Source organism: Virgibacillus salarius (genome assembly GCF_039521925.1).
In the GTDB taxonomy this organism is placed as follows: Bacteria; Bacillota; Bacilli; order Bacillales; family Amphibacillaceae; genus Virgibacillus; species Virgibacillus salarius.
Genome location: NZ_BAAACY010000170.1, coordinates 1 through 22,878, shown reverse-complemented (window position 1 = coordinate 22,878; position 22,878 = coordinate 1). Strand labels below are relative to the sequence as shown.

Sequence of the window (22,878 nt, the reverse complement as noted above, 5' to 3'; positions counted from 1 at the left end):
TTTTCATTAGAAAAGATACCAACATAGGTTATTGTTTTTGCTTATTCATATTTTGAGTAATTCGATCGATAATAATCGCAAGAATTACAATTCCCACTCCAGCAACAAAACCAGTTCCTACTTGAGCTCGTTGCAATGCAGATAGTACTTCTCTACCAAGCCCAGGTGCACCAATCATAGAAGCAATAACTACCATAGATAGTGCAAGCATCACGGTTTGGTTTATCCCTGCCATAATCGTCGTTTTTGCCATTGGTAATTCTACCTTAAATAACTTTTGTGCTCCTGTACTACCAAATGCCTCGGAAGCTTCAACTAATTCCTGAGAAACTTGACGAATTCCTAAATTTGTAAATCGAACGGTTGGTGGTGTTGCAAAAATCAGTGATGCAAAAACACCAGGGACCATACCAATTCCGAAAAAGGCAACAGCCGGTATTAAATATACAAAGGCTGGCATTGTCTGCATAAAGTCAAGAATCGGCGTAATAATTGCTGATGCTATTCTACTTTTTGACATCAGAATTCCTACAGGCACACCAATAATTACCGATAAAATACTAGCAAGTAATACAAGTGTAAAGGTACTCATTAAGTGCTCCCATAATTCTTGGTTATAAATAAACCAAAGTCCAACAATCGAAAAAGTAGCTAGACCAAATTTCTTACCGGAAATAAAGAATGCAATAACTGCAACTAAAAGAATTATGATAACCGGCGGAACAGATATTAGAAATTCAGATGTACTCTCCATAAAACTTCCGAAATGTTCTTTGATCGGGTCAAATAAAAAGGAAAACTTCTCCGTAATCCATTCCGTTGCGTCTTTCGTTTTCTCTGCAATCGGTAATTTTGGAACAAAATCTAATACATTATTAAGCATTTTCTAAATTCACCTCTCCATCACTGGATAGTGCAGCAAGAACTGCACCTCGAACAATAATTCCAATTAATTTTTCATTTTCCACTACAGCTACTGGAATTGGTGAATCATGGATAATGTCAAAAATCTCATGCATCGGTGTTTCTCTTTCGACTTTCGGAATATCATTCTTCAAAACCTCTGTTAAGTTATTAATTTCTTTTTTGCGAGCTTCTGATGCATCATCGGCGGTTATATAGCCTTTCAGGTTACGCTTGCTATCTACTACAAAAATGCTAGATAATCCTTCTTCGCGCATGCGTTCTAAAGCTACACGTGGACCATGCTTCTCCATGTTTACTGTTTCTGGGCGTTTCATAATATGCTGTGCAGTCAATACCTTTGAACGGTCAACGTCTTCAACAAACTTTTCAACATAATCATTTTCAGGATTGACTAAGATTTCTTCAGGTGTTCCGATCTGAACAATTGATCCATCCTTCATGAGTGCAATCCGATCTCCAATCCGTAATGCTTCATCTAAATCATGCGTAATAAACAAGATCGTTTTCTGCATAGTCGTTTGTAAATCTAGTAATTCATCTTGCATTTCTTTACGAATTAATGGATCTAATGCAGAGAAAGCCTCATCCATTAAAAGGACTTCAGGATCGTTAGCCAATGCTCGAGCAAGACCAACTCGTTGCTGCATTCCACCTGATAACTGACTTGGTTTCTGATGAATATAATCTCCTAAACCTACTAACTCTAGTGCTTCCTGCGCTTTTTTCTTACGATCTTCCTTTGGAACCTTTTGAATTTCCAAACCGTATTCAGCATTTTCTAGAATGGTACGATGTGGAAACAATGCAAACTTTTGAAATACCATACTTAGCTTTTCTCGACGGACTTCGCGCAATGATTTTTTATCCATCGTTGCTAAATTGTCTCCATCTATCATAATGGTTCCTTCAGTAGGCTCTATCAAGCGATTGATTAGCCGTACTAATGTTGATTTACCACTTCCAGATAACCCCATAATGACAAAGATTTCCCCTTCTTCAACAGAAAAGGACGCCCGATTCACCCCTACTGTGTTGCCTGTTTCTTTTAAGATGGCATCCTTTGACAAACCTTTATCGAGAAGCTTTAGCGTTTGCTTCGGATTTTTACCGAAAACTTTTGATAGATTTTTCGCTTCTATTACTGGCAATTCATTCACCTCTTTTTTCTATTTCAGCCCATGACCCATGATGAAGGGACTAATACTTTTCTATCAGGATAGCTACACAAAAATACGCGTGCAAAACTATCTTGCATGTTATATAGATTTCCACGAGCTCCGAACAAATTATTCAATTACTTTATCTACTATAACGATTTTAAAGATACAATACAAACTTTAAATTCTATTAGTTTTGTATATATTTTTTGTACAGTTTATACTGTACGAACATTACATTAAATTTGCTTTGTATACCTCCGATTTCCTTTAAAATACTAGTAGATAAACAGTTTTTAATCATTGGGTAATTAGTGTAATCTTGATATATCAAGGCTTTAGGAGGATTTTATGAATAGACCTCAAACAGAAATAATCACCAATAAAATCATGTTGGAATTTTCAAAAACTGTAGAGATGTTCGGATTTACCCCGTTAGAGTCACGATTGTTTGCCTTTTTATACTTATCAGAAAAGCCAAAAACATTAGACGAAATGGCTGAAGCCCTCGGAAAAAGCAAAACTTCCATGAGTACGAGCATACGCTCACTTTCAGACCAGAATCTTGTAACACGTGTTTGGAAAAAAGGGGTCAGAAAAGATCTTTATGAAGCACATACGCAATTATTCAAGTCATTTATGAATTCCTATATTAGCAAATGGATAGATGCAGCGAATCAGCAAAAAGTATCTCTAGAAGATATTAATGACATCATTAAAGAAGGAAAGGATTCTGATTCCAATGCTAAGCTTTATCTTCATATGGAATCAAGGTTACATCATTTAATACAGTTCCATCAGCAAGTCGAGGATTTATTTCGCGAGATGAAGCAGGAATAGTATTTAGGTGCAATAAGCATGAAAAGAAATAATCGCGGACCATTGTTTATAGCAGAACAAAAGTAGCGACTGGAGCAAGTCAACGGGGGATAAGGAATTACGATGAGCTTGCGAGCTGATGATGACTTAGATTAGGGCGATTCATGAAGTCACCTAGTTTCTGGGCGCTTGCGCTGGACGCGGATCAACATACCCATATTTATCCACATGTTAATTTTTATAGTTTCCAGACAATAAAAAAGAAGATAATTTCAGTACATTATCTTCTTTTCTAACCCTTATTATTTTGTTTGATTATACGAATAAATTCATTCATGAGAGAGGGGTAGAAGCCTTCTCGTTGCAGCGCATTAATCGTACTATCCGGTTCAAGCTTTTCTGTTAACATACCTGCAAAATGAATAAGTAATGATGAGAAATGAATCAGACCTTCTTCTTTTTGTGCTTCATATTGTTCGTTAAGCTTCTCGAGGCGCTCCATTAGAATAGCAAATTCTTCTCTTGTTAAATTTCTTTCAATCACTAATTTCGTAAATGGATATTCATCCATATCAATTATTTTGGAAAGTAGTTGTAAATGAAAAGCTGCTGTCTCAGCCTCATTGAAAGTGCCCACTTTATCATACTCCTCCCCTACTAGCACGCTTTACGTCTACCTTACATAGGCTTAATATTAAACGATCTATAGCAGCATGTCCTTACTTGTATTATAAACTTTTCTTAACGTCCAAAAAAAGTATAAAAAAAGTATTGATTTTTCCCTTTAATCGTACTATCATTCTTGAAGGATAAAAACTTCTAAGAAGCATGATGGAGGGATCAAAAATGAATTGCTGGAAATCAATCAACCTTGCAAAAGAATTTGGCAAAAGTCGTTTGTACCTTGTGTCTTTTTTAACTGCCTTACTCTCATTTATTTTTCTCTATGTACCTATTACATTGGCCCAAGGAACAAATGAAGTGAATGAACAGGGTATTATTCCTTTCCTGCTATTGCTTGTGCTGTTACCGACAGTTCATTCATGTATGCATATACTTCCTTTGATCCTGATGAATAAACGAATAAAAGTAATTTTTAAGATGAAATATAACGTTTTTCCTGTATTTTATTATTATACGAAATATCACTTAACAAAAAAAGCATATTTATTAGTTGCGCTAGCACCTACTATCTTAATTACGATACCTGGGCTAGTTGCAAGCTATTATTTTATCGATTACTCTGTCTATATTATCATATTGACGTCGGCCAATATCGGTATCGCATTTATTGATTTACTTTATGTAGCATATCTTTGGAAAGCACCTAAGCGATCACTAATAGAAAATAGAGAAGATGGTAATGGATTTGATATTTTAATAAGAGCGCATCAACACTAAGATTCTTCTGAGACAAAAGTAAATAAGAAACAATAAAAAAGAACTATAATTAGTTGTGATATTAATTATAGTTCTTTTTTAATTAAAATAAATGATTTAGCATCTGACTCCTGAATAAATGCGTAATCGCCCGATTAGAAACGTAGCGACTGGAGCTAGTCAACGGAGATAAAAGCATCACGGTGTGCTTGCGAGCCGATGATGATTTAGATTAGGGCGATTCGTGAAGTCACCTAGTTTCTGGGCGCCAGAGTTGGAGCACGCCCACATGAACAAATTTTATGATTTCTTATCTTTTGAAAAAGAAGCGCGCTTCTTCTCTGAGTGATGTATTGCTTCCGAAGTCTTCGTAACCCTACGGGAACAGCACAAGTCCGATGACCACTTGTAACTTTTTCCTTTATCAACTTAGTTGAGGCCATCTACGGAAAGCGAGTATATTTCTCAGGATATGGCGATGATACCTATATTAATAAAACGATTATACATATTTATAGTAATTTGTCCCATCCTCTTTCCTTTTTTCTTGAAACTTAGAATATTCTTCTCTGTTCAGAATGTTAATCTTTTGATACAGTAATGAATAGGATATTGTAGAATGTAATTATAGAGGAGAAAAACAAGTTGTTTGTTAAGTACGACAAGGGGGTCCTACGATGAATATTATCTTTCTCTTATATGGATTTATTATATTACTTATTTTTAATTCATTAACGCATCAATTTTGTCTAAAAATGGAAATGGAGACCTTAAAGCAAGGAAAAATGTTTCGAGTTATAAACATTATGGTAACCGTCTTACTTGTGTGTTCCTACGTACGAGTAATGAATGTAATGGTATAAGCACACCCTACTGTTTCATATAAGGCTGTATTTTTTATATCCTAATATGTTATATTTATTGTTAGGGGAGATTATTGTACAAGCAGATTAGGAGTGTTCATGTATGAAGAAAACAGCAATTGCTGTCACATTGACTGCAGGATTATTCACACTTGCAGCATGTAGCTCAGGTGACGATGAAGCGGTCGTGAAAACTAACGCAGGAGATGTGACAAAGGAAGAATTTTACCAAGAATTAAAAGATCGTTATGGTGAAAAGATTCTTCAAGAAATGGTAACTATCGAAGTACTTGAAGATAAGTACGATGTATCCGATGACAAAGTAGATGAAGAAATCAAGAAAATGAAAGACCAGCTTGGTGATCAGTTTGACGCTGCCGTACAACAGCAATTTGGCAGTGAAGACGCATTACGTAGTGTCATCAAAATCAGTCTACTTCAAGAAGCTGCTGTCTCAGAAGATGTAGACATTAAAGAAGAAGAACTAAAAGATCTTTATGAACGAAAAAACACTGAAATTAAAGCACAGCATATCTTAGTAGAAGATGAAAAAACAGCAAAAGAAGTCAAAAAGAAAGTTGATGACGGTGGTGACTTTGCAAAGTTAGCTAAAGAATATTCTACTGATACTGGGAGCGCCGAACAGGGTGGTGACCTTGGTTACTTCTCATCAGGTCAAATGGTACCCGAATTTGAGGATGCTGCTTATAGCATGAAAAAGGGCGAAGTAAGTGATCCAGTTAAAACCCAACATGGTTACCATATCATTAAAGTAAATGATATTCGTGATAAAGAAGAAAATATTGGGAAATATGAAGATGTAAAAGAAGATTTACGTCGTGAACTATTATCACAAAAAATGGATGCAACAAAAGCGCAAGAGAAAATTGATAATATTCTTAAAGATGCAGACATTGAAGTGAAGATTGATAAATATAAGGATATGTTCGAAAAGGAAGAAGCAAAGGAATCTAAAGAGGATACCGAAGCTAAAGGATAACTTTCAAACTTTAAAGGACTAGTCACAATTCGTGGACTAGTCCTTTTGCATACCATATGTCAAGATTTCTCTGTTAAACAGAAGCCCTTAATTAAGATGTTTCTTTTTCTTGCTCCTGCCTTTGCTTCCTTTCCCTTTCTGCCCGTAAACGATCCATATACACCTTTCCCTCTTTTTCAATAAATTGGTGCTCCAATTTTTTCTCGGCATGCATTGCTCGAAATGCCATAAAACCGCTTAGAAAAATAAATATGATCATTACGAATACCCACCAAGGCACTCCTAGTATCATCATTTAGGCCTCCTTGTCCATCTTCTCTACAAAATATATATGAAAAGAACATGAAAAAAATGCCCGTAACTTCATTTCTGTTTATTCTTCAAATAACGGCTTATAGAATGAACGATTGTCCATAGCAAATAGCCGTTCCGTAAATTCCCCTGGATTCACTTTATCAAGTGCCCGATTAAGCATATTCATTTTAGCATCAAATAAATCAATAAGATGCAATATTTCAGCTTCACGAACTAATGGTGGCTTTGGACTCCCCCATTCTGGTTTTCCGTGATGACTTAATACGAGATGCTGTAAGATCACAACCTCCTCTCCCTCAATCTGCATTTCTTTTGCTATCATTCCAATTTCCTCTACCATCATGGGAATATGTCCAAGTAATTTACCTTCGAGCGTATATGTCGTTGTCACAACACCAGACAATTCTTTGACCTTACCAATATCATGGAGGATAATTCCCGCATACAGTAAATCCTTATTCAATTCTGGATATAATTTATGCATTTCTTTCGCAATTGCCAGCATACTCACAATGTGGTGGGCTAAGCCTGATGCATAGTCATGATGATTTTTAGCAGCTGCTGGATAGATGAGTAATGCTTCCTGATACTTCTTTATAAAAGCCCGAACTATTCGTTGTAACGTAGGGTTTTGCATTTCAAATATAGCTTCTGTTAACTTCTCTATTAATCTATCTTTTTCAATAGGTGCTTTTTCTATAAAGTCAGAAACATGTACACCGTCTGTAGGCTGTGCAGGACGTAATGACAAAATTTTCAACTGTGCTTTTCCGCGAAATTGATTCACTTCTCCTGAGACTTTCACTATTTGTTCAGCAATGAAGGTGGCTTCATCTTCTTTTGTACTATCCCAAAGCTTTGCTTCAATCTCTCCCGTTGCGTCGCTTAGTATAAGTGTCAAAAAAGGTTTTCCATTACTTGTTAATCCTTTTGTAGCTTCTCTTATAAGTAGAAATCCATCATAGGAATCGCCAATGGTGACTTGGCCAATTCCTTTTTTAAGGTCACTATTCATTTGATTCTCCCCCTTAGATATTCGTGCCTGTTCTAGATTATCTAAACAAAAAGAGACTGACATTAAATAGCCAAAGCCCATTTATCTGTCAATCTCCGTTGTCCATTAATGTTTTGGAATATAGTCGAAGATCTTTCCGGATTCAATTACCTGAATAAACTTCATTAACCATTCATAATAATTCTGTGCATATCGTAGACGTTCAATATCTTTACTTATTTTATTTTTTAGGTTTTCATCATCTGTCTCTTCATAAATCTTTTCCAATTCCGCAATAGCTTCATCGGCTTCCTCGATGTTTGTCTCTGTATGATGGCGCCAACGGTTACCAAATAATGAAGTAAATGATTTATACCAATCTTCTTCTGATTGATACAAATCCTTTCGTATGCCTTTCTTAAATGTTGATTCAACCATCTTCATATCAGATAATGATCGAACACCTGTAGACATACTTGTTTTACTCATTTCTAAGGCATCGCGCATATCGTCCAACGTCATCGGTTGATCTGCAAAATATAAAACACCGTATAATCTTCCAACAGAAGATGTGATACCATATAAATTCATATTTTTAGCAATGACTTGAATGAATTTTTCTATTGTCTCATCATATAATTCCCAATCTTTTGATACATTTTCCTCTGGCAATGGATGTCCCTCCACCTGCATATATATATAATCTGCAAATAGTTTATCATTATTTGTTAATTAATGCGAACAGAATTTCATAGATGTATATAACTTTTATTTTCTGAAGCTTCAACCATTTCTTTTTTACATGTAAAAACAAGGACTTGCTGCTGTTTAGCAATACGATTTAAAATGTTTATTATACGTTGCGTACGAATAGAATCAAAATGGACAAATGCATCATCTATCATAAACGGTAGTGCATGCCTTTCACTCATACTACTACTAATCGCTAATCGCAAGGAAACATATAACTGATCAATCGTTCCCTGTGATAACTCCTTTATCGTAAAGCGCGTGCCATCATTTCTCTCTACCTTAAACGGAACATCCTGTGATGGAGGATATACTTTTTGATATCGATTTCCGGTCAATTCTGCAAAAAATAATGACGTTTCCTCGATAATTTCGCTCAAATATTTATCGCGGTAAGACCGCTTCGTTCTGAGTAGTAATTCTTTGGCCGTTTTCATAACAGCCCATTTTTTTACTAACTGGTTTAGTTTTTCCTTATCTTGCTCTATAAGATGTATGGAATCTGAATATTCTTCAGACATTTCTATTGAGGTTATCATGGCATTACGATCTGCCAAAGTCTGTCTGCCTTTTTCTAGAGCTTCTTCTAAATTGCTTATGCGTTCTTTTGTTTGCTCTAACTCCATTCGTAAGGAATCTGCATCCATGTCCTCTTGCGTATAATGCTGCCAAGTAGTAGCCTTAAACAAGGCAGAGAGTTGACTTTCCAGCTTTGCTCTGCTATTAGTTAAGGTACGTTTTTCGTCTACTATTTTGGCCTTCTTATAGAAATCCTCCTCTGAATTAACCTCGGCAATTGTAAATAACTTTGCCATTTCTTGTTCATAGGTTTTCATTTTTTCATTCAGATTATATTGATTTTCCATTGTCTCCTGAAGTAGTTGCTGATTAAAGTCTAGTTGCTTTATCGTTTCATCGTTTTCCTCAACGATATGCATAATCCAATCATACTGCTGTTTAATGGGTTTACCTTTCCCATCCCGATTTACTTTTGATAAAAACATTGATATTCTATCTGACATTTTTTCTAATGCTTCTTGATTTTCCGTAATTCTGTCTCTATATTCCTGCAATTGCTTCGACATTCTAATACTATTTTTTAGTTCATGGAAAAATTCCGGCCAGTAAGTCGGATTAATCTCCTGTAAAAAGGGATATTGTTCGTGTTGTTCCTTCATTTGATTTTCGATCCGTTGATATCTTTCCATATGCTGGAACTGTTTTTCTTCCCATTGTAATAAGGATATTTCGGTTGTTTTTAGCTGCTCTTGTAATGACCGAATCTCATTCTTTAACTGCTGTTGCTGTTCAAGCTTACTTTCTAATTCTAAACATTCCTTCTCCGTGACGTTATTACTTGGCTGCGGTTTTTCTGAATGTAGCATATGATCAATTTCAGCTATTGATTTTTTTTGCCAAAACCATTGACCTACACCTGTCATCAACACAAACATAGCAATTACCAAGAATAAATTTCGTTCTATTGTTATTGCGACCAGTAAACAAATCAAAGCTGCTGAAATTGCTGCTAACACAATGTATTTTGCTTTTCTTTCTTTCATTAATTTCTTATACTGCCAGTCTTTACTTCGTTGGTTTTGAACATGGTTTATTTGCTGTAGCATTTCCGAATGCTTAACAGATTTCAACTGATGTTGCCATTCATCGATTGTTCTCTCTGGATAAAGATTTTCTCTTCCAGTATCTATTTGATTCCATAAGATCGTTCGCTGTTTGTTAAGTTGGTTACGTTCTATATCTAATTGCTCTTTTTCAAGATCAAGCTTATCCAAGTCGTTTTTTATATGCTTCCAATGCTTTTCTGTGTGAAAGGATAGATGAGTGTTTTGTAAGTCTTCTTCATTTAAAGAAATGTTTAGATTTTCTAACGTTTTTTCAATATGTAGCTGTTGCTTTTGTAATGCAACCTGCAGTCTGTTATTTTCTTGTTGGTACGCTTCATAAGAAGCTTTATCCGCTAATAAATCCTTTGCTTCCTGTATAATAACTTCGTTTACTTTTCTCTCCTCTAATGAATGAATCGTTTCGGATAACCGACGTATATTTTCATGTGAAACTGCATTTTCACTTTTAAGTGGTAGTAACAACTCTTTTTGCTTTTCCAATCTCTCTCTGCCACTCTCCGGAAAAGCTAACACTTCAGGTAAGTGTTGTAACCGTTCCATAACTGCTTGATATTCCTGAATAATTGGCCAAGCATGATGCTTCTTTTCCAACTTAATTCGCTTTGCCGTTTCTTGTTCTAAATCAATTCGAAGCGCCTGTAGTTCCTTTTCTATTTGCTGAGCTTCTAATTTCTTATTTCGATAGGAACCTTCCGATTTTTTCCATTTATCTAAACGTTCTTGCATTTGCTGTAAATTACTTAATTGCTGGTTAATCGCTGGTTTTTTGCCGTATGGTTTATATAACTCACCTATTTTAGAATCCAATTGCTTCTCAACGGTATACAAATTCGTAGAGCCCGTCATACCAATGCCTAAAATAACATCCCCCAGATCATCTTCTTTCATCGTTGTTATAGTAGCTAAATCATTTGCAGAAAATGAAAAGATTGATTGGTAGATAGCATAATTCATTCCTTTTAAACGTTCTTTTAACCATTGCTCCTCTTCTTCATTGCCATCAGCAGTGTAACAAACAGCAGCACCATTTCGTACTTCATGAAATCGCTCAATAGTAAATCGTACTCCCTTATCAACAACGGTAAGTCTTCCCCCCATTTTCCCACTCGTTTTTGGTCGATAAAACTCTCGTTGCTTAGGTGGTAAACCAAAAAGCATAAAAAGAATGAAAGTATGTAAGGTTGATTTGCCTGATTCGTTTTCTCCATAAATATACGTTACCTGTTGGTTTGAAAAATCGATCGTATCGTCTACCCATTTACCAAAGCCAAATATGGTAGCTTGTTCAAATTTCACGCTCTTCCCTCATTCCTTTAATAGCTCATAAATAAGTAATTCTTTAACAGCTGTTTTCAATGCCATCTCTTCTTCTATTGTTAATCGTTCCACAAATTTACGAGCACGTTTCTGTTGATATATTTCGGCAATAAACGGTTGAATGGATTGATTGTCAATTTCATAGAGTAATTCACTAATGAAATGATCTCCCTTGTATAATTCTCGATCAAAGCTAGCTACCTTTTTACTCACGCTATATCGAAAAATATAACTCCAAACCGATGATTGTATCGTTGCCTCATTTATTAACTCCATCATTTCTTCCATCCTACCATCCTGTTGCCATTTAGTTATTCGTTGATCCGTACTTATTAAAGTTAAATCAATTAATTGTGGTGTTGAATAGGTAAGATTATTTACATGCTCCATTAATACCGATTCCACTTCATGTACGGAATTACATGGGGATACATTAACAACAAGTGGATTAATTTGAATGGCTTGCAGTGGAATGAAAGCCAGATCAGTCGTTCCTTCATTTAATACAACATGATAACAACCTTTCATCCCTGTTTCTTTTCGATTTCTGCCTTGGATATTTCCAGGATAGACTATTGCAGGAGTTTCTTTTAAAATTTGTCGTTTATGGATATGACCAAGCGCCCAATAATCGAAGTGCCTTTCAGATAGTTCTTGTACTTGAAATGGCGCATACCTATCATGTTCTGTATTACTTTGAACACTTCCATGTAGCATTGCGATATGAAATGGAACTGAAGTATCGGTTATTTGAAATTCATTCACTTTATTTGCTACTACAGCACGATTCTCATAACTAAAACCGTAAATCAAAGCTAATACCTCTCCATTTCGTTGGTACGGAAAAGGTTGAACCTCTTCCTTTGAAAATATATATACATTATCGGGATAGGCTACAGGATGTTTATTCCCATTTATGTAATCATGATTTCCATAAGACATGTAAACATAAATTTCATGATTCTGTAATTTTTCAAATGCTTTCTTTAATCGTATTTGAGCTTTTAAACTTTGTTTTTCATTATCAAACAAATCTCCAACGATTAACACGAAATCAACACGTTGATTAATAGCGGCTTGTACTAAGTTATCTAATGCTACAAATGTACTCTCCCTCACCTCTTTAAATATAGGGTCAGGTGTATTTGCTAATCCTTTAAACGGACTATCCAAATGCAAGTCAGCAGCATGAATAAACGATAATTGCTTTGACATATAAATTCCTCCATCTTTCTTCATTTTAGCAAACAACCGAATAGAATGCACGTTCGATTAATTACATACAAAAAGATAGCTGTCCGTATAATCAAGCAATTTCTGCTGCTTACAAAGCTTTTCAAGATGGCAAACGATTTGTTAGCTTACCGTCTTAATGAATAACGAGCGTATGAACCCCCGGCATAGCCAGGGGTTTTCTAACATGAACAAAAGCGTAACCGCCCTGTTAGCAACGTAGCAACTGAAGCGAGTCAACGGAGATTAAGGAGCACGGTGTGCTTGCGAGCCGATGATGACTTATCGTCAGGGCGATTCGTGAAGTTACCTCGTTTCTGGGCGCCGGAGCTGGACGCGGCTCAACAGGCCCATATTTATCCACATGGGCTAATTTTATAATTTCCTGGACTATAAAAAAACTTGTAGAAAACGTAAAGGTTTTCTACAAGTAAAGGTCTATCAATAGGCAAACGATTAACATTTATTCTTTTTTTGATAGCGCGATTGCCTTTTTAAAATCTTTTAAAGAGCTGGATCGACCGTACATCAGCACTCCGCCTTTATAAACTTTTGCACCTAGTAATGCTAATAATACTATCGTGGCTACAAGTATACCGATAGATAAAGCTACCTCCCAAACAGGTATATCAAGCATTCCAACTCTTAAAAACATAATTATAGGTGAGAAAAATGGTATGAACGATGTAATTTGTACTAAACTCGACTCTGGCATACTTAATCCATAGATTGCGATAAAGAAAGCAATCATGATTAAAAAAGTCATCGGCATAATTAACTGCTGTGCATCTTCAATCCTACTCACCAATGAACCAAGCATAGCTGCAAGGGTTCCATAGAGTAAATACCCTAAGATAAAAAATACAATGGCATACACGTAAATAGATATAGACATGTCACCAATTCCAAAATACGTGAAGACTCCCTCCGTAAGCTCATCTTGCTTTGAACGAATTTGTGTATAACCGACTACGAGCAGTAAACCAATTTGAGTCAATCCCAACAATGCGATTCCAATAATTTTAGCAAACATATGAGTGACTGGTGACGCACTTGAGATTAAAATTTCCATCACCCTTGACGATTTCTCTGTCGCTACGTCAGTAGCTATCATGTTTCCATACATGATGACTGCCATATATAATACGAACATCATCACATAAACAATTCCCCGTGCTTGATTTAACTCTTCATCTGTCTTTGCCGTTTTATCTAGTGCAACTGTTTGAAAGGATACCGGGGCATTAATCTCCGCTAATGTAGCTGCATCAATCTCTGCTTGTTCCGTCGCATAGGATACCTTCAATTGCTGGAGTTGTTGCTCTATAAACAGCTGATTTCCTGTTTCCGATACATTATTTGCATAATAGGTCGCTTCGGGTAATTGCTTTTTATTGATCGATAAATTTATAAATGCCTTATATTCCTCATTCTGTACTGCCTGCTTTGCTTCTTCTACCGTTCCATTATAGGAAGTTAGTTCAACTTTTTCATTCGATTGTTCTACAAGCTCATTCAACGGTTCAAAAAGTTCATTGGAATCATCGATAACGACTATCTGATCTGCTTTATCATTAGAGAACATGTCTATAATGGACTGAATATTCACCAGGCCAATAATTAATAGTAACGAAAGTAAGGTGGTAATAATAAATGACTTTGTTTTTATTCGAGTCATATATGTGTGTCCAAGGATAATCCAGAACTTATTCATAAGACGCACCCACTTTCTCTATGAAAATATCATTTAACGAAGGTTCTTCTAATTCAAATTTACGAATAAATCCTTTTCCTTGCAGCGCTTGAAATATATCCTGCGAAATTGCTTCACTTTCTATTTGTAAGCGGCAACCTTCCATTACATTCTTATAGGTCACCACTCCAGGAAAACTTTGCAGAAAATCCAATGGAAACGATGCATGAATAATTAAATTTTTCCTACCATATGAGCGTTTAATATCCTGTAATGACCCTTGAACAACCTGCTTTCCTTTATGAAGAATGCAGAGATGCTCACATAGCTCTTCCACATGCTCCATGCGATGAGAAGAAAATACTATAGATGTTCCCTTGTCTTTTAAATCGATTACTGCTTCTTTAAGCATTTCAACATTGACCGGATCAAGTCCAGAAAACGGTTCATCTAAAATAACTAATTTAGGTTGATGAATGATGGATGAGATGAATTGAATTTTTTGCTGATTACCTTTGGATAGCTCTTCCACCTTCTTATTCATGTATTCTGGTATCTTGAATCGTTCAAGCCATCCCGTTAGTTTATCTACTACTTCAATTTTTTTCATACCACGAAGCTTTCCTAAATAAATAAGCTGGTCTTTAACGGTTAGCTTTGGATATAGTCCTCTTTCTTCTGGGAGATACCCTATTAAATGACTTTTATCATAATGTATGGCTTCACCATTCCAAGAAATATTTCCTTCTGTTCGATCTAATAAGCCTAATATCATTCGAAATGTTGTCGTCTTACCTGCACCATTTCCCCCAAGGAAGCCGAACATTTCCTTTTCAGGGATCTCTAAAGAAAGTGCGTCTACAGCCGTATGTGAGCCAAATCGCTTTGTCACATCTTCTATTTTTAGCGTCATTAAAATCCTTCCCCCTTTTCTTTAATCTGTACTACGATCCAAATGGTTAATTGTTTCATTTTAGCCTGAGCTTTTGCTACGAAAGCAGAAACGTAATGTGCAACATCCTACGAATAACATGACTATAAACCAAGAGAAAATATATATTACATGCTATCCTAAAGCCTTGCCTTAAGTTGATTAGTTTCTTGTAATAGTGAAAATTCAATCAATTGGGGATTTGGTTTATCCCCCTATATTGGTTTCACATGATTGCTTCAAGTAAGAACCTTAATGCCATATGTGGAATAACACTCTGTACCAAATAGATATCAGAGTCCTGCTCGATTAGCGAGAAATCCTCCTTTAACACCTATCATCCCTATCAAATATAAAATTCAATCAAATATCTTCGCAAGTAGTAATAATAAACTTAATTTCACCTTTCTCTCTTAAAATATTTGCTCATCGGGAAACTTGTGACTTTTATACTAAATCCACCCTACGTAACCGCTAATCCTCCCGTTTTTCTCGGATCTATGTTTTCAAAGTTAGCTATTTCACCTTATAATAAGGTAAAATTTACACACAGTATACATACGAATCTTTTAAATTATCAAGTCTACTTACACGTTAAAGAAAAGGGGTTTTAATGAAGGAATTTACGCAGTCCTGTCGAATATATATAAGTAAGTTACTTCAAGGAGGAGCATATGTTATGAGAAACTATACACTAACTGTATTTAACCGTTCAGGTGAAAAGCTATTGGATGAAACATATACCGCCGCTAGTGATGATGAAGCAAAAGAAATTGGAACAGCTAAACTAGAAGAGGGAGGTTACCTTGAATATACACATCGCTGTGTTACTCCAGAGGCTAAATTAATATTATTTCATCGATAAATTCCCGCCGTTTTTTCTTCAAAGATCCATAAGCTCTGTTTTCACAACGAAACCGATTTTCTATAACTAGAAAGTCGGTTTCAACCTGTACTTATTTCCCTTTAAATACCGGTTTTCGTTTCTCCAAAAAGGCTTTAACCCCCTCCTGATGATCTTCCGTGTTTCGTAGTTCCCATTGCGATTGCTTCTCTTCTTCTAAATAATAACGTAATACTTCCTTTTGCTTGGAATGATATATCATTTTGGTTTGCAGCATGGCAGCTAATGGTGTTTCTAATAGTTGATTGGCCAACTTAGTCGCATGAGGCATCGCTTTATCCTCTGCTGTAATGTCAACCAACCCCATTTGTTTTGCCTTTATCCCATCCACTTGTTTTAATCCCCAAATAAATTGCTTTGCTTGCTGTGTACCAAGCCGTTCCTGTAACCAAAAATGACCACCGCCATCAGGTACAAGTCCTACACCAATAAATAGCATGCCTAATTTTGCCTCTTTCTGTGCAACAACAAAGTCAGCAGTTAAAGCAATACTTAAACCCAATCCAGCTACCGATCCATGTATAGATGAAATAATAATTTTAGGCATCATATATAGTTTCAATACAATTTGTTCAATCATTTCCATAATATTATCAAAGTACGATTTATCTGAAAAACCCTTCATCATTGAAATATCTCCACCAGAGCAAAACGCATTTCCTTCTCCTGAAAGAATCACAATTGCATCATCATTTTTTTCAACTTCTTTTATAGTTTGTAACAGTTCTTCCAACATTTCTTCATTTAGTGCATTATAACGTGCTGCCCTGTTGAAGTAAATATATGAAATGCAATCTCTACTTTCGTATATAATCGTGTCTCCCATCTTCTTTACCCCTTTCTGATTTCTATATGTAACCATTCGCTAATATCTACCGATTATCCTGCTTTTAGCAATATTACTTTAATTTTTAAATGGAAAGGAATTTCAGTAAAAGGAGTTTCATGTTTGCTCACCGTTTTAAAAGCTTGGATGCTAACAGTTTAATTAATAAACGTCAAAGAGCGTAGAAAAATACACTTTTTCTACGCTCTACATGCAGCTTTTAACTTATTATTCGTTTTTATCCTCTGATGTACCATAGAGTTCTTCTAAAGGTTTTGTAATAATTCTGCTCACATCATTAATAACTAGATTAAGGCGTTGCTCCTCTTCCATTAATTTAGATATATCTTGATGCTGCTGAACTAATTCAACAACTTGTCTTGCTTTTTCAACTTCTTCTTCAGTAATTTCTTGTCCCTGCATTTGTTTCTCTTGCAAGGCCATTTGAGTATCACGAAAATTATCAAACATCTGCTTTGCAGATGGGTCATTCATTACTGCATCATAGGCAGTTTTTAAGCTCTTAAATTCTTCACTTTCTCGAATTGCTTTTTCTAAATCATAAGCACTATCATAAATATTGGGCAAGACAAATCCTCCTTCATATTTCTTACTCTCATTTACTATAACAAACGAAATACGTCGTGTATAGCGTTTCAAATTTTGCAGTCAATTCAATTATTTATTTTTAAATAATTTTTCGACTGTTATAATAAAAAAAAGCACTGAAGAAAATGAGGGTTTGCCAATGATTGAACAACTAAAAAATATTTTCCCTTCTCTTATTGTCGATAGTGAAGAAAAAGGTTATGTTAGTGAAACCTATCAATGGTTTTTAACACATAATGGGGAAAAAATCGGCATTGCTAAGCAGGAACTATCGGAAAAAGATGGTCGATTAATGCGTACATTTTTAACACCGTATCAAGGACCACCTCTCACTAAAAAGGAAAAAGTATGGAAGCAAATCATTGATCAAAATTTCACGGAAGCTCCTACTTCAATTACTTCTCCCTATCGCTTTGTTTACTTTTCTATGAATAAAAACCAGATAAATCCGGGAGTATTTAAAGAGTCAATACAAACATTGTTCGACTATTCCGTTCCCATCATATGGGAAAACGAACATGAAGGTATTCTTATCGAAGAGAAGCCCATCATAGCAGAGGAGAGTATATCTTACGAACAGATTATTGATATATTAATGAGTGATTTATACGTTAATATTCACTTCTTTGTTGGTCCATATTCCAAGAATTATAAAGATGCTAAGCATCAGTATAAGAGCTTGTTAACCTATGCTAATAGGATATTAACCTATACAGATAAATCGGTAATAAGCTACAAAGAAGCAATTCCTCACATTCTGGTTGGCTTCTCAGATCAAGCATTCAGAGAATATATCGCTGAAACGATTCTACAGGAATTCACCGATGACACCGACTTATTACAGACTATTCACACCTTCCTTCAATGTAATTTAAATGTTTCTGTTGCTGCGAAGGAGTTATATATGCATCGAAACAGCCTGCAATATCGGTTGGATAAATTTATTGAAAAGACTGGTATCGATATTCGGCAATTTCACCAAGCCACAACTGTATATTTAGCATTACTAGCAAATATGCACAAAGAAGATTAATATCTTTGTGCATGTTTGCTGTTTCTATTTGTCCAGGCTTTTTTTATACTATAACTAATTAAACGTTTACAAAAATAAAGGAGGAATAGAGCAATGGCAGAACTTCGTTTAGAGCACATTCAAAAATCGTTCGATAAAAAGACGATTGCCGTAGACGACTTTAACCTACATATTCAAGATAAAGAATTTATTGTTTTTGTTGGACCTTCTGGTTGTGGTAAATCTACAACCTTACGAATGATTGCTGGTCTTGAAGAGATAACCGATGGTGAATTATACATCGATGATAAAAAAATGAATGATGTGGCTCCAAAAGATCGGGATATTGCTATGGTGTTCCAAAACTATGCATTATATCCACATATGAATGTATACGATAATATGGCTTTCGGTTTAAAATTACGTAAATTCAAGAAGGATGAAATTGAGAAACGTGTTAAGAATGCTGCAAATATTCTCGGCCTTGAAGCTTATTTAGATCGTAAACCAAAAGCATTATCAGGTGGGCAACGTCAACGTGTAGCACTTGGTCGTGCAATTGTCCGTGATGCCAAGGTGTTCTTAATGGACGAACCATTATCAAACTTAGATGCTAAATTACGTGTACAAATGCGTGCAGAGATTCAAAAGCTCCATCAAAGACTGCAAACAACAACCATCTACGTAACCCATGACCAGACAGAAGCGATGACTATGGCAACACGCCTTGTTGTAATGAAGGATGGAATTATCCAACAAATCGGAGCTCCTAAAGATGTTTATGATAACCCTGATAATGTTTTTGTCGGTGGATTCATTGGATCTCCATCTATGAACTTCTTCACTGGAAAACTAAATGGAAATACTGTGGAAGTCGGAGAAACGAAAATAGAAATACCTGAAGGAAAGCTTAAAATATTACGAGACCAAGGTTACGAAGATAAAGAAATCACTTTAGGTATCCGTCCAGAAGATATCCACGATGAACCAGTATTTATTGAATCATCACCAAACACTAAAATAACAGCTAACATTGAAGTGGCTGATTTGATGGGTGCTGAGACGTACCTCTATTCTAAAATAGGAGAGCAGGATTTCATTGCACGTATCGATTCTCGTACAGATATAAATGTTGGCGAAAATATTGAGCTTGCCTTTGATATGAACAAAGCCCACTTTTTTGACATTGAAACAGAGCTTCGTATTCGTTAAATTTTATATATACTAAAATTGCGGGGAAGCCAATTGGCTTCCCCGTCTTTTCCACCATTATTATTAAGCTTTTGGTCCTAGTTGTTGTTGAGCAGTTTGAACAAGTCTTTTAGTGATTTCTCCACCAACTGACCCGTTTGAACGAGAAGTAGAATCAGGACCTAAAGTCACACCAAATTCTTGAGCAATTTCATATTTCATTTGATCAAGAGCTTGTTGTACTCCAGGAACAACTAATTGGTTTGAACTGTTGTTAGCCATGTTTATCACCTCCTGTAATCATAGTGTGAGCAGATTACAAAAAACTTATCATAAGTTTTCACTGGTAAATTGTAGATTTGTTGGCAAGCATATAATTAACATAATAATTTTTCATAGATAAAAATAACTGCCGAGAAAATTTTTCTCGGCAGCCTAAAGGTTGCTGATGAAACAGTATGCATTTTATTTTGGATACGTCATTTCTTTCGGATTCACATATTGATCAAATTCTTCTTCAGTAAGCAACCCTAATTCAACAGCTGTTTCTTTTAATGTAGCATTGTCCTTAAATGCTTTTTTAGCAATTTTTGCTGCATTCTCATAACCGATATGTGGGTTAAGTGCTGTCACTAGCATTAATGAATCTTTTAGATTTTTATCGATTTGCTCCAAATTTGGTTCGATTCCCTTGGCACAGCGCTCATCAAATGAAAGTATACTATCTGATAGAATTTGACAAGATTGAAGGAAATTATAAGCAATAACTGGCTTAAACACATTCAACTCAAAATTACCTTGACTTGCAGCAAAACCAATCGTTGCATCATTTCCCATTACCTGAGCTACTACCATTGTAACTGCTTCACTTTGTGTTGGATTTACTTTTCCAGGCATAATCGAGCTTCCAGGTTCATTTGCCGGTATAGTGATCTCGCCAATTCCACAACGAGGTCCACTTGCAAGCCACCGAACATCATTTGCAATTTTCATCATATCCGCCGCTAATCCTTTTAAAGCTCCATGCGCATATACCGTTTCGTCATGACTTGTTAATGCATGGAATTTATTTGGTGCAGAAACAAAATTTTTACCTGTATAGGTATTAATTGCTGCACAAACACGTTCAGAGAACTCAGGATGAGCATTTAAGCCTGTCCCAACAGCAGTACCACCAATAGCAAGCTCCTTGATATGCTGAACACTTTCTTTAATCATAGCTTCTGATTTTTCTAGCATACGATGCCAACCACTAATTTCCTGTCCCAATGTTAATGGTGTAGCATCTTGTAAATGGGTACGCCCGATTTTAACAATATCCTTGTAGGTTTCCATTTTTGAGCGGAAGGTATCTTTCAATGTCTTAATAGCTGGTAACACCGTATCTTCCAATTTCATAACAGACGCAATATGCATTGCTGTAGGATACGTATCATTGGAGCTTTGTGATTTATTAACATCATCATTCGGGTGCAATGTTAACTCACTTTTCTGCTCACTTAACCACTTATTGCCGACATAGGCAATAACTTCATTTACATTCATATTAGATTGTGTTCCACTACCTGTTTGCCAAACAACTAAAGGAAAGTGCTCACTAATTTCCCCACTAATAATTTGTTCTGCTGCAAAATTGATTGCTTCCGCTTTTTTTTCATCTAATAAACCTAATTCCATATTTGCATGGGCAGCACTCTTTTTCAAAATAGCAAACGCTTTAATTATTTCCGTCGGCATTTTTTCATTACCAATTGGGAAATTTTGCTTACTTCGTTGTGTTTGAGCACCCCAATATTTATCAGCAGGTACTTGAATTTCACCTATTGTATCTTTTTCTATACGATAATCCATTACGCTTTCCTCCCTATGTAGATTCATTCATATAACCTCCTTCTATTGTATCAGAAAATTGACAGATGAAAATATATAGAATGTACGGATTTTCAACCAAGTTGACAAATTTACTTGTTCTTTTTGTACTGACACAAAATTGTACGCGTTTATGGTTCCAATCCATCTAGCTTTTCTTTTATAATATGTAAGATAGGAAACGATAGTTAAAGTGTGGGAAGACATAGTTTTTCATTCATCATATCTAAAACGATTTCGAAAGCAGAACAGAAGTCTTCTAAAACATTACATAAAGGAGGATTTCGTTATGCCAAATATATGGACACATATACTCTTTTGTGAGGACGTGGCAGATGCTGTAACCCAAACTTATCCATTTTCTAATTACGAAGCATATATGAAACTTGGTGCACAGGGTCCAGACCCTTTTTTCTATTATAATTTCTGGCCAGGAATGAAGAAGGAGCATATACAGAATATCGGAAATGCTCTTCATACAAGGCATTGTGGGGACTTTCTCATTGACTTGCTAATGGAAGCTGGAAAAATGAATGCAAAAGCAAAAGCGTATGTTTTCGGATTTGTCACTCATCATATCTTGGATAGAAATACTCATCCATATATCCATTATCGAGCTGGGTATGAAGAAAATAAACATCAAAAGCTTGAAGTTCTGATTGACACCATAATGATGGAAAAATATCATAATTTAAAAACATGGAAAGCACCAGTTTATAAAGAAATAGATGTCGGTATGTCTCTGGATAGAAACATTAGCTTGCTTTTGTATAACACGATTGAAAAGCACTTTCCTGAGCTAAATCGCCATTCGTCATCATATATTCATAAATCTTATCGCCATATGAAGTTAGCTTTAAAGGTATTATCTGATCCTCATGGGTGGAAGAATACAATTTTAAAATCTTTTATATCCCCTTTTTCACATCAGCCTATCAAGGAAAATACAGATTATCTTAATTTGAATCAAAAAACTTGGTATCACCCAGCTACAAAAAAGCCGAGCAACCAAAGCTTTCTTGATCTATACCGGCAAGCAAGAATGGAAGGTATTGATATCTTAACCCTTGTATATGATTATTGGAAAACAAATGATTTCAAATATGTAACCTTGTTAACTGAAAAGATTGGCAATATTTCTTATGATACAGGCGAGCCATTACATTTAGAATTAGAAAATAGATATTGTGAACCGATTGTCTAAGAATAGTGCTTAAAAATAAGCGCCCAAATCACATTAAAAGCTGGTATAGCTATCGAATCCAGTGGTCCTTTAAATATACCTCCGTTTTCGTAACTTGTTAGCAATATCTCCTTAAAGTATGTACACAAGGCTGAGATATAACGAAAACGGTTCATTTTGAAGATTAAGAAAAACTGAGCAAAATTCGCTCAGTCCTTATCACTACATGCTCAGATTTACGCTTCCTCTAGTAGCTATT

General features: G+C 35.5%; 22 protein-coding genes. 8 read left to right on the top strand and 14 right to left on the bottom strand.

The annotated features are described in order from the left end of the window. Positions 1-28: 28 nt before the first annotated feature. Positions 29-883, bottom strand: coding sequence for an ABC transporter permease (locus ABDZ84_RS20445; RefSeq protein WP_026680584.1), 855 nt, complete (start codon positions 881-883; stop codon positions 29-31). Next, positions 876-2,075 (bottom strand): quaternary amine ABC transporter ATP-binding protein, encoded by a 1,200-nt coding sequence (locus ABDZ84_RS20440; protein WP_026680583.1) that lies wholly within the window; start codon positions 2,073-2,075, stop codon positions 876-878. The genes ABDZ84_RS20445 and ABDZ84_RS20440 overlap by 8 nt, the downstream gene beginning before the upstream one ends. A 360-nt stretch (positions 2,076-2,435) precedes the next feature. Between ABDZ84_RS20440 and ABDZ84_RS20435 the strand changes: the two genes are divergently transcribed. Beyond that, positions 2,436-2,924, top strand: coding sequence for a GbsR/MarR family transcriptional regulator (locus ABDZ84_RS20435; protein ID WP_026680582.1), 489 nt, complete (start codon positions 2,436-2,438; stop codon positions 2,922-2,924). 271 nt (positions 2,925-3,195) lie between these two features. Here the strand turns inward: ABDZ84_RS20435 and ABDZ84_RS20430 are convergent, their stop codons facing one another. Then, on the bottom strand, positions 3,196-3,540 hold the full coding sequence (locus ABDZ84_RS20430) for a DUF1878 family protein (protein ID WP_026680581.1): 345 nt from the start codon (positions 3,538-3,540) through the stop codon (positions 3,196-3,198). 209 nt (positions 3,541-3,749) lie between these two features. Between ABDZ84_RS20430 and ABDZ84_RS20425 the strand changes: the two genes are divergently transcribed. From ABDZ84_RS20425 to ABDZ84_RS20415, 3 genes are all read left to right on the top strand, one after another. Next, positions 3,750-4,304 carry a DUF3267 domain-containing protein gene (locus ABDZ84_RS20425; protein ID WP_026680580.1) on the top strand — a complete coding sequence of 185 codons (555 nt, stop codon included), beginning with the start codon at positions 3,750-3,752 and terminating at the stop codon, positions 4,302-4,304. 656 nt (positions 4,305-4,960) lie between these two features. Next, entirely contained in the window at positions 4,961-5,146 is a 186-nt protein-coding gene (locus ABDZ84_RS20420; RefSeq protein ID WP_026680579.1) for a hypothetical protein, read from the top strand. A gap of 103 nt (positions 5,147-5,249) precedes the next feature. Continuing rightward, on the top strand, positions 5,250-6,146 hold the full coding sequence (locus ABDZ84_RS20415) for a peptidylprolyl isomerase (protein WP_026680578.1): 897 nt from the start codon (positions 5,250-5,252) through the stop codon (positions 6,144-6,146). Between the two features lie 91 nt (positions 6,147-6,237). On the opposite strand, the gene ABDZ84_RS20410 is transcribed toward ABDZ84_RS20415, so the two are convergent. From ABDZ84_RS20410 to ABDZ84_RS20380, 7 genes are all read right to left on the bottom strand, one after another. Beyond that, positions 6,238-6,438, bottom strand: coding sequence for a sporulation YhaL family protein (locus tag ABDZ84_RS20410; RefSeq protein ID WP_121604856.1), 201 nt, complete (start codon positions 6,436-6,438; stop codon positions 6,238-6,240). A gap of 81 nt (positions 6,439-6,519) precedes the next feature. Next, on the bottom strand, positions 6,520-7,476 hold the full coding sequence (gene yhaM, locus ABDZ84_RS20405; RefSeq protein WP_034678769.1) for a 3'-5' exoribonuclease YhaM: 957 nt from the start codon (positions 7,474-7,476) through the stop codon (positions 6,520-6,522). Positions 7,477-7,581: 105 nt separating this feature from the next. Then, the gene (locus ABDZ84_RS20400) at positions 7,582-8,127 is read right to left on the bottom strand and encodes a GbsR/MarR family transcriptional regulator (RefSeq protein ID WP_026680575.1); all 546 of its coding nucleotides are present in this window, start codon (positions 8,125-8,127) and stop codon (positions 7,582-7,584) included. 77 nt (positions 8,128-8,204) lie between these two features. Next, positions 8,205-11,147: an ATP-binding protein gene (locus tag ABDZ84_RS20395; protein ID WP_205388399.1), complete on the bottom strand. Its 2,943-nt coding sequence runs from the start codon at positions 11,145-11,147 to the stop codon at positions 8,205-8,207. Positions 11,148-11,156: 9 nt separating this feature from the next. After that, the gene (locus ABDZ84_RS20390; protein WP_026680573.1) at positions 11,157-12,383 is read right to left on the bottom strand and encodes a metallophosphoesterase family protein; all 1,227 of its coding nucleotides are present in this window, start codon (positions 12,381-12,383) and stop codon (positions 11,157-11,159) included. Between the two features lie 481 nt (positions 12,384-12,864). Then, complete coding sequence (locus ABDZ84_RS20385) at positions 12,865-14,115, bottom strand: ABC transporter permease (protein WP_026680572.1); 1,251 nt, start codon at positions 14,113-14,115, stop codon at positions 12,865-12,867. Continuing rightward, a complete protein-coding gene (locus ABDZ84_RS20380; protein ID WP_026680571.1) occupies positions 14,108-15,007 on the bottom strand; it encodes an ABC transporter ATP-binding protein in 900 nt (299 codons plus the stop codon). Before ABDZ84_RS20380 ends, ABDZ84_RS20385 begins: the two co-directional genes overlap by 8 nt. A gap of 697 nt (positions 15,008-15,704) precedes the next feature. Here ABDZ84_RS20380 and ABDZ84_RS20375 point away from each other — a divergent pair. Continuing rightward, positions 15,705-15,890: a YhzD family protein gene (locus ABDZ84_RS20375; RefSeq protein ID WP_026680570.1), complete on the top strand. Its 186-nt coding sequence runs from the start codon at positions 15,705-15,707 to the stop codon at positions 15,888-15,890. A 91-nt stretch (positions 15,891-15,981) separates the two neighbouring features. On the opposite strand, the gene ABDZ84_RS20370 is transcribed toward ABDZ84_RS20375, so the two are convergent. Then, positions 15,982-16,755 carry an enoyl-CoA hydratase gene (locus ABDZ84_RS20370; RefSeq protein ID WP_121604853.1) on the bottom strand — a complete coding sequence of 258 codons (774 nt, stop codon included), beginning with the start codon at positions 16,753-16,755 and terminating at the stop codon, positions 15,982-15,984. Between the two features lie 228 nt (positions 16,756-16,983). Continuing rightward, on the bottom strand, positions 16,984-17,343 hold the full coding sequence (locus tag ABDZ84_RS20365; protein WP_026680568.1) for a YlbF/YmcA family competence regulator: 360 nt from the start codon (positions 17,341-17,343) through the stop codon (positions 16,984-16,986). A 160-nt stretch (positions 17,344-17,503) separates the two neighbouring features. Between ABDZ84_RS20365 and ABDZ84_RS20360 the strand changes: the two genes are divergently transcribed. Both ABDZ84_RS20360 and ABDZ84_RS20355 read left to right on the top strand, forming a co-directional pair. Then, a complete protein-coding gene (locus ABDZ84_RS20360; protein ID WP_026680567.1) occupies positions 17,504-18,397 on the top strand; it encodes a PucR family transcriptional regulator in 894 nt (297 codons plus the stop codon). A 93-nt stretch (positions 18,398-18,490) separates the two neighbouring features. Next, entirely contained in the window at positions 18,491-19,588 is a 1,098-nt protein-coding gene (locus tag ABDZ84_RS20355) for an ABC transporter ATP-binding protein (protein WP_343782810.1), read from the top strand. Between the two features lie 63 nt (positions 19,589-19,651). On the opposite strand, the gene ABDZ84_RS20350 is transcribed toward ABDZ84_RS20355, so the two are convergent. Beyond that, entirely contained in the window at positions 19,652-19,849 is a 198-nt protein-coding gene (locus ABDZ84_RS20350; protein ID WP_026680565.1) for an alpha/beta-type small acid-soluble spore protein, read from the bottom strand. A gap of 183 nt (positions 19,850-20,032) precedes the next feature. Further along, entirely contained in the window at positions 20,033-21,418 is a 1,386-nt protein-coding gene (gene fumC / locus ABDZ84_RS20345; RefSeq protein ID WP_026680564.1) for a class II fumarate hydratase, read from the bottom strand. Between the two features lie 307 nt (positions 21,419-21,725). On the opposite strand from fumC, the gene ABDZ84_RS20340 reads away from it, so the two are divergent. Then, positions 21,726-22,640, top strand: a complete 915-nt coding sequence (locus ABDZ84_RS20340) for a zinc dependent phospholipase C family protein (RefSeq protein WP_166530598.1) — start codon at positions 21,726-21,728, stop codon at positions 22,638-22,640. Positions 22,641-22,878: the final 238 nt, after the last annotated feature.